Origin of the sequence: Cytobacillus horneckiae (assembly GCF_002835735.1) — a bacterium.
Classification (GTDB): Bacteria; Bacillota; Bacilli; order Bacillales; family Cytobacillaceae; genus Cytobacillus; species Cytobacillus horneckiae.
The window spans coordinates 164,837-178,441 of the sequence record NZ_PISD01000013.1 but is presented as its reverse complement, the minus strand read 5'-3'; the positions used below and the strand labels follow the sequence as shown (position 1 = coordinate 178,441).

The following is a 13,605-nucleotide window of genomic DNA, read 5'->3' as shown; positions in this document are numbered from 1 at the left end:
GCCTCAGCACGGGCTCTTTCTTTCATATGTTTTTTTCTGGCGAATCGATGCAAATCTTTCTAAAATAGGTGTAAATTATACTTACTTTTAATTATGAAGCTTGCTCCTTAAAAATGGCTCAAAATTGCCTATCTTTATTCTAGTATTCTTATGACTTTAACCAAAAGTTCCTTCTTTTTCCTTGAATCTTTCCGCTAATCCTCCTCTTTTACAGAAAGATCTCCTTTTCCATCTACAACCTCTGACAAAAATGATATGATAGTCCGGTGACTGGATTTTTCTTTTTTCAGGACTTTTTTACAAAGCTCCTCAAGAATTATTTAACAGCTGTGCAAGGAATTGCCTGCGTATTTTTAGTAAAGGAGTCTTTTCTATGAACAATATTAAATATTCGCTTTATATCTTAATTGGTGCATGCAGCTACGGTATTTTAGCTTCTATTGTTAAGCTCGGTTTAGGTGCTGGCTTTGCTGTCCATGAGCTGACAAGCAGCCAGTATTTATTCGGTTTAATCTTACTAATCATCGCATTGCCCTTTATTAAACGGACGAAAATTACTTTAAAGCAGATTGGCGCACTTATGCTGACCGGCACTGCATTAAGTATGACAGGTATTCTTTACGGGCTAAGCCTTGAACGGAATCCGGCATCCATTGCTGTCGTCCTGTTATTCCAATTCACATGGATTGGCATTGTGCTTGAATCTATTTATCTCAAAAAAATGCCAAGTCGCTTAAAAATCATCTCCGCTTTATTACTAATTATCGGAACAGTATTTGCCAGCAATATTGTATTAGGCGGTTTTGAGTCCATCGCGCTCGACGGACTCATTTATGGTTTCCTATCTGCTATTACTTTCGCACTATTTATTTTCTTTAGCGGTAAAGTGGCGACTCATGTTCCTAGCATTCAAAGAAGTGTATATATCACGTTAGGCGGACTAATGATTCTAGTTTCGATTTTTGGGACAAGGGTGGCTGCAACGGGGATTGATTTCGGAGGAATTTGGCCATATAGCTTATTGTTGGCATTCTTCGGGGTTATTTTACCGATTGTCCTCTTTTCGCTTGGAACACCTCATATTGATTCAGGATTAGCTACGATTGTTGGGTCAGCAGAGCTGCCAGCTGCTGTTATAGCAGCGATGATAATATTAGGAGAACAAATTACACAAGCCCAAGTGATTGGCATTATGATTATTTTGCTTGGAATTTGCATCCCCCAATTCCAAATGTTCAAGTCACACAGAAAAGGGATAGCACCTAATAATTAAAGGAGGGTTTCCCTCCTTTTTATTGAATATAAATAGGTAAAGGAGGCGACACCTAACATGTTTAAGCACATCATTCAAAATGAAGAAGATTTGCGCGCATTGCATACACCGCCAAGCCGAGGGGCTGCTAATAAAGTAATCACGACAATTGATGAGCATTGCCAAAGTTTTATCGCCCAATCTCCTATGCTGTTTCTGGCTACTTCAAATTCAGAAGGAAAATGCGATAATTCTCCACGAGGCGACCATACCGGATTTGTACATATCATTGATGAACATTATCTTGTGATACCTGAACGTCCTGGGAATCGGCGCTTAGATAGCCTGAGCAATATTCTTTCCAACCCGCAAGTCGGACTGCTATTTATCATCCCAGGCCTAGGTGAAACTTTAAGAATTAATGGAAAAGCGACCATTATTCAAGATAAAGATATTTTAGATAAGATGGCGATTAACGGAAAAGCGCCTTTACTTGGCATTGCGGTAAAAGCGGAGGAATGCTTTATTCACTGTCCTAATTCATTTAACCGTTCTAGTTTATGGAAGCCAGAGGAATGGGAGGTAAAAGAAAACCTCCCTGCGCCTGCGAAGATTATAAGTGCCCATATTGAGATGAACACAGAAAAACTTTAAAGCCATTCATTTTGAATGGCCTTTTTCAATTAAAGATTAAGCTTTAGCCCCTCATGAGTCGCTTCAAATCCTAAATTTTCATAAAATCTAAGCGCGTCTCTTCTTTGCTTATTGGTCGTCAGCTGAATCATCGAACAGCCCTTTTCCTTTGCTTTCATGATGGCATAATTTATAAGCTGGTGGCCGAGCTGCTGGCCGCGGGCATGAGAGGCAATCCGCACGCCCTCTACAGTCGCTCTCCATGATCCTTGGTGTGTCAAATACGGTGTAAATGTGATTTGCTGAACGCCGACGATTTCCCCGGCATACTCAGCGACTATTAGTTCATTATTCACATCCTCTTGAATGGAGTAAAATGCCTTGCGATAGCTGGTTGGAAGCGGAGACGCATGTTGTTCCCTGCTGCTCCCAAGCATATCATCCGCAAGCATTTCAATGATTCTTTCCAAATCTCTTTCTTCCGCTGGGCGGAAATGTATTTTGTCCATGGCTATCCCTCCCTATATAAATGTTATCCTTTGTTGCGGCATAAATTAATTTCAATATTCGAAATATAAAGCATAAGTTTTACTTATATATCGCTCCACATAAAAAGCCCCGCATCATTGAAGATGCGGAGCTGGATACCCTAATTCCACCACCATTGCTGAGATCCATATGAATACTCAACTCTGCTATCTACATGAACAAAGCCGCTTTCATTATACATTCCGCTGAAACCAGCTGTTTTCGCATAGTTTTTCACTGTATTCGTAGATAAGCCTGAAATATTAATATCTGCTGCTATGCCGTACATATGCTGGCTATTTGAGGCTCCGCCTACATTGCTGTTATGGGAAACGCTGCGGAAACCTGAATTAATCGTAATTGGTTTATTTCCAGCTTTTACTCGGACTGCTTCCAGTTTATACATAAGGCGGCGGACATTCTCCCTCACCGTTGCTTCTGAAACCTTCCCATTTTTAAAGCCGCTGCCGTCTTTTGAATGAAATTCACTGTAGCTAAAATGCTTTGTGCCATTTGAACTTTCTAAATCATTCAGCTTTGCCTGGGTTGCTGAACCAACAATGCCATCTGCCCCCAATCCATAAGCACGCTGAAACCTTTTGACTGCGGCTGTTGTTGCCGGTCCAAATTGACCGTCGACTGCAATATATGTTTGACTAGCAGAATCGGCTGCCCAGCCGGCAACTCTTATTTGCAGCTCGCGTACATCTGCTCCGCTCATTCCTTCACTCAAAGTACGGTTCCATGAATACGCCTGTGCATCTGTTTCAGAAACAGATAAAAACGCCAATGATAATAAAAATGCCAAGCTTAATGTTCCTAACGTCCTCTTCATCGTCTTAACCATCACTATCAATCTCCTTTAATAAGATTCTATTTAGGAGGTTTATAACAAAGGATGCAGTAGCTTTCTATCATTTAGATTAAAGGAAAATAGCGAATCGCGAATGAGCGGTTTATACTTTCTTTCAATTGCTACTTTTGCCTTAAACATTCGACATTCCTCTACTAGATGAGACTAAATTAGTGCATTTTTACTCATTTTTTATATAAAAGTTTATCGGCATCTGCTGCGGGTATTGATTTGTAAGAAAATACTATTTTACTAGAGGAGTGATATAAATGGTTTATCCGAACATCTGGGACAGCCTAAACTACTACATCGGAAAGATACCAGATCTGTTATTTGCATTTATCGTTTTATTAATAGGTTGGCTGATTGCTAAATCTATTGAGAAGGCGGTACTTAAAGGATTGAATAAGACAAAGCTAGACGACCTGGTTTATCCTGAAGGAACGGAAAGAAAATATTCATCGGCAAAAATAATTAGCAAGGTCATCTATTATCTCCTACTTGTTTTTGTTTTTATCCTGTTCTTTAATATTCTCAATTTAAGTACGATTACTTCACCGCTAGTCGGCATGCTTACCTCCGTTATGGATGCTATTCCAAGTATCTTAAAAGCGGCGCTAGTTCTCTTATTCGCGTGGATTATTGCTTCCACACTCAGCTTCTTAATTAAAAAAGGCGGTAAAAAGCTTAGAGTGCATGAAACATTAAGTAAATGGAAGCTGACCGAGACAGTAAAAGATCCAAATGCTGCTGTTGAACAAGTTGCTAATATCGTTTTTTATCTCGTCTTACTGATCTTCCTGCCAGCTGTATTAGATGCATTAAACTTGCAAGGCATTGCGGGACCATTTAGCAGTATGTTAGATAGCCTTCTTGCCTTCCTGCCTAAATTAATTGCAGCCGCACTAATATTGCTAGTTGGTTGGTTTATTGCAAAAATTGTCCGCAATATCGTAACTAATTTTCTGGCAGCAATTGGCATAGAAAAATTAACAGCTAAACTTGGACTCTCCCGTCTTTTCGAAGGGACAAGCTTATCAGCTGTCATTGGCACGATTGTTTATGTGTTAATCTTAATACCGACAGTTATTTCTGCTTTAGAGCAGCTTGATATCACTGGCATTTCTGCTCCAGCCATAGCTATGCTTACACATGTCATGACGATACTGCCAAACATTGCCGCTGCCATATTCTTTGTCCTAATAGGAATCTGGCTTGGTAAATGGGTGAAAGATTTAATCGCTAGTGTATTGATGAGAATGGGCTTGGACAGCTACTTTAACAGAATATATGTCAACAAATCTGCCGTAAGTATCTCGCAAATCTTTGGTACAGTTGCAAACATTCTGATTGTCGTTTTATTTACAGTCCAGGCCTTAAACATTTTAAACCTTAATTTCCTTGTTGCACTAGCCACAGGTGTTGTTGCATACTTACCGCATGTACTAGCAGCACTCGTTATTATCGGTGTGGGACTATGGTTAGCAGCGCTTGTTAAAAAGCTATTGCTATCACTATTACAAGGACCGCATGCATCTTTCTTAGCCATCATCGCTCAAGTGGCGATTATATCTACATCTATATTTATGGCACTTGATCAATTAGGAATTGCTTCTTCTATTGTCAACGCAGCCTTCATTTTACTATTAGGCGGGTTAGCATTGGCTTTCGGTTTAGCATTCGGCCTTGGCGGAAAAGACTTTGCATCTAAATATTTGCAAAAACTCGATCGTAAATTCGAAGAAACAAACATTAATAAACAAGCAAATACGAAAGATGTTGTCGATGAGGCAATAGGAAAAACGAATCAAGGGTCGGATAGAAAGGATCTTGACAACCCGCTGAAATAATCTTAATAAAAAGCAGTGAAGGCAAATTTGCCTTCACTGCTTTTTATTATTTTTCCCCTCTTCCCAATTACCTGTTAAAAAAGTATGATATACATAACTAATAAAACCCATGAGAAAGGTTGGTTTTATAATGGAACAAACTATACGTTCAATTCCTCGCCCGCTCGTAAAAGCAAATCAATGGGTTATCGTTTGCAGTGCAGTATTCACTTTAATATCTGGATTTGTATGGATTCTTGCTATTCCTCTAGCTGCCGGCATTATCGGGCTAGTTTTTGGCTCTAATCCAATCATGAGCTTTGCAAAGCTTTTTTTAAAAAAGCATCCATCTGAATATATTCCAGAAGATCGTGACCAGCAGCAATTTAATCAAACGATAGCTGTTATTTGTCTAGGATTAGGGCTAATTAGTTTTCTATTAGAATGGACTACAGTCGGTTATATATTTACTATTATGGTTGGGATGGCCGCGTTTATTGCGATTTGCGGCTTTTGCATTGGCTGCTTTATTCATTTTCAGCTTAACCAATATAAATATAGACGTTCAATAAAGTAAAACTTCTATCAGTGCTGGTTTTACTGCCCGTTATCGTGGGATAAAATAAACTTAAACCGCATCTTCTTTTCACGATGCGGTTTCTTCTATTATTTCTAAATAATATTTTGCGATAGACATAACTTCTTCCCAGCCATCAAGATTATCTTCCAAAAACCACCATGCCGATAAAACAACCTGACATAGTCCCCATTTTAAAAGACGTTCCCGATTTAAGTTTAATACTTCCACGAAAGCATCTATTCTTTTTAGCAAAACTTCTTTTTGATTTGGATAATGGACTAAATGGTTTCTTAAAAAATTGGTGACATCATATTCTGCTTCACCGATCAAGCCTTTTGGATCAATAATTTTCCATTCTTGTCCGTGCAGAAGAATATTTTCATGATGAAAGTCGCCGTGAAGGAGAACTTCATTCTTCATAGTTGCTATTAACTCAGGAAACCAAAGCTCCGCTTTTTCAACAAGAGTTGCATCCAATGGACCTGTTTCACCGTTATATTTCTTCCTTATTCCTTTCAACCCTTTTGCAATATCCTGAATATGCTGGAATTCATGGGCTTCTGATGCCGGCTTCCACAGTGATTTAAGCGCATTTGCAGCGATATGTACAGCCTCTGTTTCGCTTTCTACTATTTTTAAGGTATGTCCCGGCGAAAGTTTTTCTAATAAAATAATGCCTTTTTCAATATCGCTATCAATCATTCGTACTATCTCTTCATTAGGTGATTTAAGAAATGCTTCTTCGTCTTTGCAATCCTTGTCAGGAACTCTTAGCTTTAATACATACTCCTCGGCTTTATTATTTGTTGCAGATGCAACGTAGCTATATGAAAGCTGATATGGGTCTCCGATTTTCAACGACCATCTATCTTCGCAATATTCAAGCAATCGAGGCAGTTGTTTCAGCCATTCCTCCCCTTTTATTCCGTAAACGCCTTTGATTGTAGTTATAAATGAACTTGGCAATTGATTCAATCGAGCTCCACTCCTCTACAATATAAGTCTTATTCTCATTTATATTATGGGACAGTGCCGCAAAGCCTTCAACAAAAAAAGAACGGAGTGTTTTTAACACTCCGCCTAATAGGATAATCACTGCTTTATTTTTTTATATTCCTTTAAACAATCACTAATATAATGAAAAGATATTTGGATCATCCAAGGACAGAAATCATAAGACCTCTAAATGCAATGTATGTACTAATTGAGAGCTATTCTCAATATTTATTATACACAATAATATGTAAATTTGCCATATTATTATGAAGTTTATTGTTCCTTTAGAAAACCATTTAGCCTCTTGCCAATCTCGAGCAAAGTCTTCTTCCCCGTTTCAGGCAGAGTTAATTCATCAATCAATACTGCTGCATACAAAACAGTTTGCTGGCTGCTAATAATCGCACAATCATGCTGTACACCAGCTAGTTCGCCAGTTTTGCTTGCGACAGTAAAATATTCTAAATCTATCCCATCAGCCAATTTTAAAAATTGCTGCTGAGATAATATTTCTAACATTTTATTACTATTTTCTGCGGAAAATAATTGCTTCGCTTTAATAGACTTTAAAGCATATACCATATCAGCAGCGGTTGTCTTATTGTCAATGCCGTTCTCCAATGCAACAGTATCCATCATTTTTCTCTGTAGTAATGTATTTCTCATCCCTAATGAATGAATATACTTATTTATATTCTCCATTCCTAATCGTTCAATCAATATATTTGTCGCCGTATTATCTGACACAATAATCATTAGCGTAAGCAAGTCGATTAACTTCATCGATAATTTATTTGATAAAGCTTGTAATACGCCTGCACCTCCTACTTTCCTATCAGTTGATACAAGGAGCTTTTCTTCCATCTTTAACTGATTTTGTTCACATTGATGAAAAGCGGCCATTAATATAGGGACCTTTATCAAGCTTGCAGATGAAAAGGAGTGATGGCCATCCACATCAATCACTCCCGCAGCTGATTCGATGTAAATACTTGCTCGTCCATCCAGATTTGCTGCTAGTTCTTTAATTTCTGATTCTAATTGTTTAATATCCATTTTCTTTGGACGCGGCTGCCAGTTTATCATCTTTTCGGCCGATTACTTCTTGGTTATATAAATGACAAGCAACAAAATGATTCTTTTCGATTTCTTGCCATTCCGGTTTGATTGTCGCACAAGCATCCATGGCATGAGGACATCTTGTTCTAAATACACAGCCGCTTGGCGGATTCATTGGACTCGGCAGCTCTCCTTTCAAAATGATCCGTTCGCGCATATCCTCTACATCTGGATCTGGAATAGGGATGGCAGATAGCAATGCTTGTGTATACGGATGCAATGGTTTGCTGTATAAATCATCACTCGTTGTTAATTCAACTAAATGGCCTAAATACATCACGCCTATCCGATCGCTTATATGCTTAACCATGGAGAGATCATGAGCGATAAATAAATAGGTTAGCCCTTTTTTCTTTTGCAATCCTTTAAGAAGGTTGACTACTTGAGCCTGCACTGATACGTCCAAAGCGGAAATAGGTTCATCAGCAATGATAAAATCCGGGTCTAAAGACAGCGCTCTTGCAATCCCGATTCTTTGCCTTTGGCCGCCACTAAATTCATGAGGATAGCGATTGGCATGATCTCTGTTCAACCCAACGTCCTCTAATAATTGGTAAACCCTTTCTCGCCTTTCCTTTTTATTTGGATACAGCCCCTGTACTTCCATTGGCTCAGATATGATTTCTTGAACGGTTGAACGAGGGTTTAATGAGGCATAGGGATCTTGAAAAATCATCTGCATTTTCCGATGAAAAACAAAGCGCTCTTTTTCATTCATTTTATGCACATTTTTCCCGTCGTAAATTACTTCTCCGTCCGTTTTATCATAAAGTCCGATGATTGTCCGGCCAGCAGTTGATTTACCGCACCCTGACTCGCCGACAATACCAAATGTCTCCCCTTTTTTAATTTCAAAAGAAACGCCATCAACTGCTTTAAGGGTTTGACCTTTTCCCATATGAAAATGCTTTTTTAAATGGTTGACCTTTAGTAACGCATCATTTGACATCGTTATTCCCCCACTCATTCCAGTAACGTCTAGCTGCACATAGCTCTTTTTCATATACGGTTCCCTTTAAATCTATAATTTCTATCATTTTCCCTGTATTAGGAGAATGAAGCAGCTTCCCTTCTCCATAATAAATGCCAACATGATGCAGGCTTCCTTTCCCTTCCTCATAGGCGAAGAACAGCAAATCTCCCGGAAGTAATTGTGTAATGTCTACTTTCTCTCCTGCAGCCGCCTGATCATGTGCATCGCGCGGGATAATATAGCCGTTTGCTTTGCATGCAGCATAGCTAAGGCCTGAACAATCATAGCCGTAGCTGCTCATTCCTCCCCATAAATACGGCAAGCCTAGAAACTGCTCCGCTGCTTGAACAATATCAGCACCATTGCCTTTAGGCTGTTCACTTATAGATTCGCAGATTGAAACATCACCACTATTTAATATTCCCGTCCCTTCTGGTGTTTGGACAATTACGCTTGCTTGTTCTTCAGCAATAACTGGTAAAATCGTTAAATAGCTTAATAGTAATTCTTGCTTGTTATCTAAAAGTATTTTAGCTTTCTTTGCTCTAATGACAGCAACCCGGCTTTTATTTATACTCCAGCCCTCTCTTTGACGCAATTGCCTGCTTGGTATCCATCCAGGATATCCTTGCTTATTTTTAGAGGATGCTTGACTCTGAACAAGCACATGAACCCAATCTTCCTTTTCTTCTATGACAATGACTTCCTCACCATATAAGAGCTGAGACTGGACTAAGTTGGAATTGCATAAATCCAAGCTCGTTTCGTAGGTGAGGGTGCTTAGCCAGCCCTCTATATCGGCTGGTTTATTAATCGCCTGTTGATCAATGCCTCTAGGGGAATCATATGAAGTCCATAATGTTGCAACTGGCACATTCACTAACCATTTATTATTAGCTTCCAAGTGAGACGCCTCCTTTTATATCAACATTCGTTATGCCAAGCCCCGGTCCTTGAGGCAAGAAAATTTTCCGCCCAGCGTACATAATACCGCCTTCTACTACTTCTTTAGCCATCATTAACGGTGCATCAAAATCAAATCTTGTAATATTCTTTTTACTGGCAGCAAAATGGGCTGCCGCTGTGATGCCAATCTTCGTTTCTATCATGCTGCCGACCATGCATTCCATGCCGCTTATTTCTGCTAGCTGATTAATCATTTGCGCCTGATAGATTCCTCCCGCTTTCATTAGCTTTATATTAATTAAGTCTGCGCTGCGGTTTTTTACGACCTCAAGCGCTTGTTTTGGGCTAAATACACTCTCATCTGCCATGATGAGCGTATCCACTTGATCTGTTACTTGTTTAAGCCCCACAATATCCCATGCTTTAACAGGTTGTTCAACCAGCTCAATCTGCAAATCTAGATCTTCCATCTTTCTAATGATTGCAACGGCCTCTTTAGCCGTCCACCCTTGGTTTGCATCAAGACGTATTTTAATGTCATCGCCGACTCTTGCCCGTATTTCCCTCACTCTGTCTATATCTGTTTGAACATGATCTTTTCCGACCTTTACCTTTAAAACATCAAATCCTTGCTGCACATAAGAAACAGCATCTTCGCCCATCTCCTCCGGTCCGTTCACACTTACAGTAAAATCAGTTTCAAGCTCTTTCTTATGGCCTCCTAAAAACTGATAGAGCGGCAGCTGGCACGATTGTGATAAGCAATCATACAGCGCCATGTCCACTGCAGCCTTGGCACTGGAATTCCCAATGCAGCTTGCGCTTATTCCTTGAAACATTTCCTCATAGTTAGAAAAATCCTGTTTAAATAAAAATGGAGCTAGAACTTCTTTCACAGCTGACTCAATACTAGACATGCTGTCACCAGTAATCACAACAGTCGGCGGCGCCTCTCCCCATCCGACAATGCCATTGTCACAGGTAATTTTCACCACTAAGGTTTCAGCTGTCTTAACTGTGCGCAATGCCGTTTTAAAGGGCTTGATCAACGGAACTGCCATGCGATGTGTTTCAATTTTAGCAATTTTCATATGTGACCACCTTTACTTAATGCCACTGTCTATTGTCAGTTGCTTATTCGTTGCATCCAGACTCGCTTCAACCCCTAGAGGTAAGGAGAAATGCGGAGAGCAATGTCCAATGTTAAAACCTTTAACTGCCGGCTTATTTGCTAAAGAGATATAGTGCGCTAGCACCTCGTCAAGAGTCAGTGACTGTTCTCTTTCAGGTACACAATTATTGAAGTCTCCGATGACAAATCCCGCTGCCGCGTCCAGCTTTCCAGCCATATAAAGCTGATTAAGCATGCGGTCAATTGCGCGAGGCTCTTCATTTATGTCTTCAATTAAAACCAGTTTATCCTTTGTATCCACTTCAAATGCTGTTCCTAATGTGCTCACTAACAGGCACAAATTCCCTCCAATTAATTCCCCGGTTGCATGCCCATGGACCATCGTTTCAAGTTCACTCAAATTTTGCGGATAAACAAGCGGTCCTGGCTCAAACAGCTGATTCATGAATTGCTTTGACTGTAAATCAGCATCTGCTTTCCCTAAATCGGAAGCAAGCATTGGGCCATGAAAAGTGACAAGTCCTGTTTTCTGATGTATGGCTGAATGAAGGAAAGTAATATCACTGTATCCCCAAAAAATTTTATGGTTAGCAGCAATGATTTCATAATTAATATGTGCTGCAATTCTTGCAGTGCCATAACCGCCGCCAGCACAAATGATTGCCTTTACTTCCTTATCCTGAAACATATTATGTAAATCTCTTAACCTATTTTCATTAGAACCTGCTAAATAACCATATTGGTCATATACATGCTCACCAAGCTTGATCTTCAGCCCAAGCTCTTCTAAAAATGCAAATGATCGGTTTAAATTATCTTGATTAGGAGGACTTGCAGGAGCAATAATACCGATTGTATCTCCTCTTCGCAAACGCTCTGGCTTCACTGTCATTTCCCCACATCCTTTACTTAAAGATTGTTCTTCATTATATGCCTGTTTTAATTGAGTTATTTCTTATCTATGCTCACAGAAATACAGACAGTCTGTGACGTTATTTCACATATTTCTCAGGAAATAATTGTCGAAAAAGGGGTGTTCAAAGCGAACACCCCCTCTTCCTTGTAGCTTTTGAACTCGTCTATATAGCTTTAAGATTATTTTTTCTCAGCCCACTTCAATTCGATGTAGCCTACAGGGTGACGAACGATACCTGTCACATCTTCATTTTGCAAATAAACTTGATTATAGAAGTGAATTGGAATGATTGGCATTTCATCAAAAAGAATTTTTTCTGCATCATACATCATTTCAAAACGTTTTTTCTCGTCTGCTTCTTTCAGTGCACTTTGAATTAACTTGTCATACTCTTCGTTAGACCAGCCTGTACGGTTCATTGAATGGCCTGTTTGGAAGTTTTCCAGGAAGTTAATTGGATCAGCATAATCCGCAAGGAATGAACTTCTCGATAGCTGGAATTTCAAAGCCTTTTGTTCTTCTGCAAATACATTTGCCTCCATATTTGCCAGCTTCACATCAACTTCTAAATTCTCTTTAAACATTTGCTGCAGGGCTTCTGCAATCTTTTTATGTGTATCTAATGTACTGTATGTTAATGTTACTTCTGGCAAAGTATCATAGCCTTCTTCTTCCATCCCTTTTGCCAATAATTCTTTCGCTTGTTCTACATTTGTTTTTAGTAAGTCTCCACTAGTCTCGCGGAAATCATTTCCGGAAGGGTCTTTAAATCCTGGTGATACAAATCCGTAAGCCGGTTCCTCACCATTTTTTGTAACATAGTCTACAATCTCCTGCTGATTGACAGCCATAGCAAATGCTTTACGGATGTTCTCATTTTGAAATGGCTCCATCTCAACATTAAATCGGTAGAAATAATCGCCTGCTTGATCAACCATTTCCGCACTTTCATCTGCAAATAGCTGTTCACTTAATTCAGGCGGGACATCAGAAGTATCAAGGTCTCCAGTTTGAAACATCTGATATTCTGTGTTTGTATCGTCAACCATTGCCCAATGGACTTTATCAAGTTTTACATTTTCCGCATCCCAATATTGCTCATTCTTCTCCATGACAAAATGGCTGTCATGCACCCATTCTGTTAGGTTGAAGGGACCATTTCCTACAAACGATTCTGCTTCAGCAAACCATTCCGAGTTTTCCTCTGCAACCTTTTCATTGATTGGGAAAAATGCAGGGTTTGTAATAACGCTTAAGAAATAAGCTTGCGGACTAATTAAAGTTACTTCAAATGTCTTGTCATCTACTGCCTTCACTTGTACATCATCAGCTGACCCTTCCCCATTATTAAATGCTTCTCCGCCTTCAATAAAGTAGGCAAGGAACGCTGCAGGTGAACCAGTATTAGGATCTAATAACCTTTTCCATGCATATACAAAATCACCAGCTGTAACATCATCGCCATTTGACCATTTTGCATCCTCTCGAATATGGAATGTGTATACTTTCCCATCTTCAGATACATCCCAATCTTCTGCAGTTGCCGCTTCCGGTTCATGACTTTGGCCAAGTCGTGTTAACCCTTCCATTAAATTATTTAGACTTTGCCATGATACTGCATTAAATCCAATTGGAGGATCAAAAGATGTCGGTTCCTGGCCATTGTTCATATAAAGAACCTTTTCAGCTGCTTCTTCAGTTTTCTCTCCATCATCCCCGCCGCTACCTTCTGGCTCTTTACCGGCATCTTCGTTTGCCGTACATGCAGCTAGGATAAGTACAAATAATCCCATCATAAGCACAGATAAAAGCTTTTTCATTTAACTTCCCCCTCTTATTTTTAGAATTTTTTATATTTTTCAGCTTTCATGGGAGAGCTGAGAAATAT

At 39.5% G+C, this 13,605-nt stretch carries 13 protein-coding genes; 4 read left to right on the top strand and 9 right to left on the bottom strand.

The annotated features are described in order from the left end of the window. The first annotated feature begins 373 nt into the window (after nucleotides 1–373). Nucleotides 374–1,273, top strand: coding sequence for an EamA family transporter (locus CWS20_RS07575; RefSeq protein ID WP_066192867.1), 900 nt, complete (start codon nucleotides 374–376; stop codon nucleotides 1,271–1,273). A gap of 57 nt (nucleotides 1,274–1,330) precedes the next feature. After that, on the top strand, nucleotides 1,331–1,906 hold the full coding sequence (locus CWS20_RS07570) for an MSMEG_1061 family FMN-dependent PPOX-type flavoprotein (RefSeq protein WP_066192864.1): 576 nt from the start codon (nucleotides 1,331–1,333) through the stop codon (nucleotides 1,904–1,906). 29 nt (nucleotides 1,907–1,935) lie between these two features. Here the strand turns inward: CWS20_RS07570 and CWS20_RS07565 are convergent, their stop codons facing one another. Further along, nucleotides 1,936–2,394 (bottom strand): GNAT family N-acetyltransferase, encoded by a 459-nt coding sequence (locus CWS20_RS07565; RefSeq protein WP_066192862.1) that lies wholly within the window; start codon nucleotides 2,392–2,394, stop codon nucleotides 1,936–1,938. A gap of 140 nt (nucleotides 2,395–2,534) precedes the next feature. After that, nucleotides 2,535–3,260, bottom strand: a complete 726-nt coding sequence (locus tag CWS20_RS28935) for a D-Ala-D-Ala carboxypeptidase family metallohydrolase (RefSeq protein ID WP_066192860.1) — start codon at nucleotides 3,258–3,260, stop codon at nucleotides 2,535–2,537. A 275-nt stretch (nucleotides 3,261–3,535) separates the two neighbouring features. On the opposite strand from CWS20_RS28935, the gene CWS20_RS07555 reads away from it, so the two are divergent. Both CWS20_RS07555 and CWS20_RS07550 read left to right on the top strand, forming a co-directional pair. Further along, nucleotides 3,536–5,116 (top strand): mechanosensitive ion channel, encoded by a 1,581-nt coding sequence (locus tag CWS20_RS07555; RefSeq protein ID WP_066192858.1) that lies wholly within the window; start codon nucleotides 3,536–3,538, stop codon nucleotides 5,114–5,116. A 130-nt stretch (nucleotides 5,117–5,246) separates the two neighbouring features. After that, the gene (locus CWS20_RS07550) at nucleotides 5,247–5,672 is read left to right on the top strand and encodes a DUF4395 domain-containing protein (RefSeq protein ID WP_066192856.1); all 426 of its coding nucleotides are present in this window, start codon (nucleotides 5,247–5,249) and stop codon (nucleotides 5,670–5,672) included. Nucleotides 5,673–5,741: 69 nt separating this feature from the next. Here CWS20_RS07550 and CWS20_RS07545 read toward each other — a convergent pair whose 3' ends face one another. From CWS20_RS07545 to CWS20_RS07515, 7 genes are all read right to left on the bottom strand, one after another. Beyond that, nucleotides 5,742–6,650 (bottom strand): aminoglycoside phosphotransferase family protein, encoded by a 909-nt coding sequence (locus CWS20_RS07545; protein ID WP_066192854.1) that lies wholly within the window; start codon nucleotides 6,648–6,650, stop codon nucleotides 5,742–5,744. A 294-nt stretch (nucleotides 6,651–6,944) separates the two neighbouring features. Continuing rightward, nucleotides 6,945–7,757 (bottom strand): serine hydrolase, encoded by an 813-nt coding sequence (locus CWS20_RS07540; RefSeq protein ID WP_101226257.1) that lies wholly within the window; start codon nucleotides 7,755–7,757, stop codon nucleotides 6,945–6,947. Next, nucleotides 7,717–8,688, bottom strand: coding sequence for an ABC transporter ATP-binding protein (locus CWS20_RS07535; RefSeq protein WP_420869173.1), 972 nt, complete (start codon nucleotides 8,686–8,688; stop codon nucleotides 7,717–7,719). The genes CWS20_RS07540 and CWS20_RS07535 overlap by 41 nt, the downstream gene beginning before the upstream one ends. A 40-nt stretch (nucleotides 8,689–8,728) precedes the next feature. Then, nucleotides 8,729–9,667: a C40 family peptidase gene (locus CWS20_RS07530; protein ID WP_066192849.1), complete on the bottom strand. Its 939-nt coding sequence runs from the start codon at nucleotides 9,665–9,667 to the stop codon at nucleotides 8,729–8,731. Then, entirely contained in the window at nucleotides 9,657–10,760 is a 1,104-nt protein-coding gene (locus CWS20_RS07525; RefSeq protein ID WP_066192847.1) for a mandelate racemase/muconate lactonizing enzyme family protein, read from the bottom strand. The genes CWS20_RS07530 and CWS20_RS07525 overlap by 11 nt, the downstream gene beginning before the upstream one ends. Before the next feature lie 12 nt (nucleotides 10,761–10,772). After that, entirely contained in the window at nucleotides 10,773–11,693 is a 921-nt protein-coding gene (locus tag CWS20_RS07520; protein WP_066192845.1) for a S66 peptidase family protein, read from the bottom strand. A gap of 203 nt (nucleotides 11,694–11,896) precedes the next feature. Continuing rightward, nucleotides 11,897–13,537, bottom strand: a complete 1,641-nt coding sequence (locus tag CWS20_RS07515) for a peptide ABC transporter substrate-binding protein (protein ID WP_066192843.1) — start codon at nucleotides 13,535–13,537, stop codon at nucleotides 11,897–11,899. Between the last annotated feature and the right edge of the window lie 68 nt (nucleotides 13,538–13,605).

Excerpts from the sequence above, each read along its gene's own strand:
- CWS20_RS07520 (WP_066192845.1), bottom strand. The coding sequence starts at position 11,693 with ATGACAGTGAAGCCAGAGCGTTTGCGAAGAGGAGATACAATCGGTATT.
- CWS20_RS07575 (WP_066192867.1), top strand. The coding sequence starts at position 374 with ATGAACAATATTAAATATTCGCTTTATATCTTAATTGGTGCATGCAGC.
- CWS20_RS28935 (WP_066192860.1), bottom strand. The coding sequence starts at position 3,260 with ATGGTTAAGACGATGAAGAGGACGTTAGGAACATTAAGCTTGGCATTT.
- CWS20_RS07515 (WP_066192843.1), bottom strand. The coding sequence starts at position 13,537 with ATGAAAAAGCTTTTATCTGTGCTTATGATGGGATTATTTGTACTTATC.
- CWS20_RS07555 (WP_066192858.1), top strand. The coding sequence starts at position 3,536 with ATGGTTTATCCGAACATCTGGGACAGCCTAAACTACTACATCGGAAAG.
- CWS20_RS07570 (WP_066192864.1), top strand. The coding sequence starts at position 1,331 with ATGTTTAAGCACATCATTCAAAATGAAGAAGATTTGCGCGCATTGCAT.
- CWS20_RS07540 (WP_101226257.1), bottom strand. The coding sequence starts at position 7,757 with ATGATAAACTGGCAGCCGCGTCCAAAGAAAATGGATATTAAACAATTA.
- CWS20_RS07525 (WP_066192847.1), bottom strand. The coding sequence starts at position 10,760 with ATGAAAATTGCTAAAATTGAAACACATCGCATGGCAGTTCCGTTGATC.
- CWS20_RS07550 (WP_066192856.1), top strand. The coding sequence starts at position 5,247 with ATGGAACAAACTATACGTTCAATTCCTCGCCCGCTCGTAAAAGCAAAT.
- CWS20_RS07535 (WP_420869173.1), bottom strand. The coding sequence starts at position 8,688 with ATGGGAAAAGGTCAAACCCTTAAAGCAGTTGATGGCGTTTCTTTTGAA.
- CWS20_RS07565 (WP_066192862.1), bottom strand. The coding sequence starts at position 2,394 with ATGGACAAAATACATTTCCGCCCAGCGGAAGAAAGAGATTTGGAAAGA.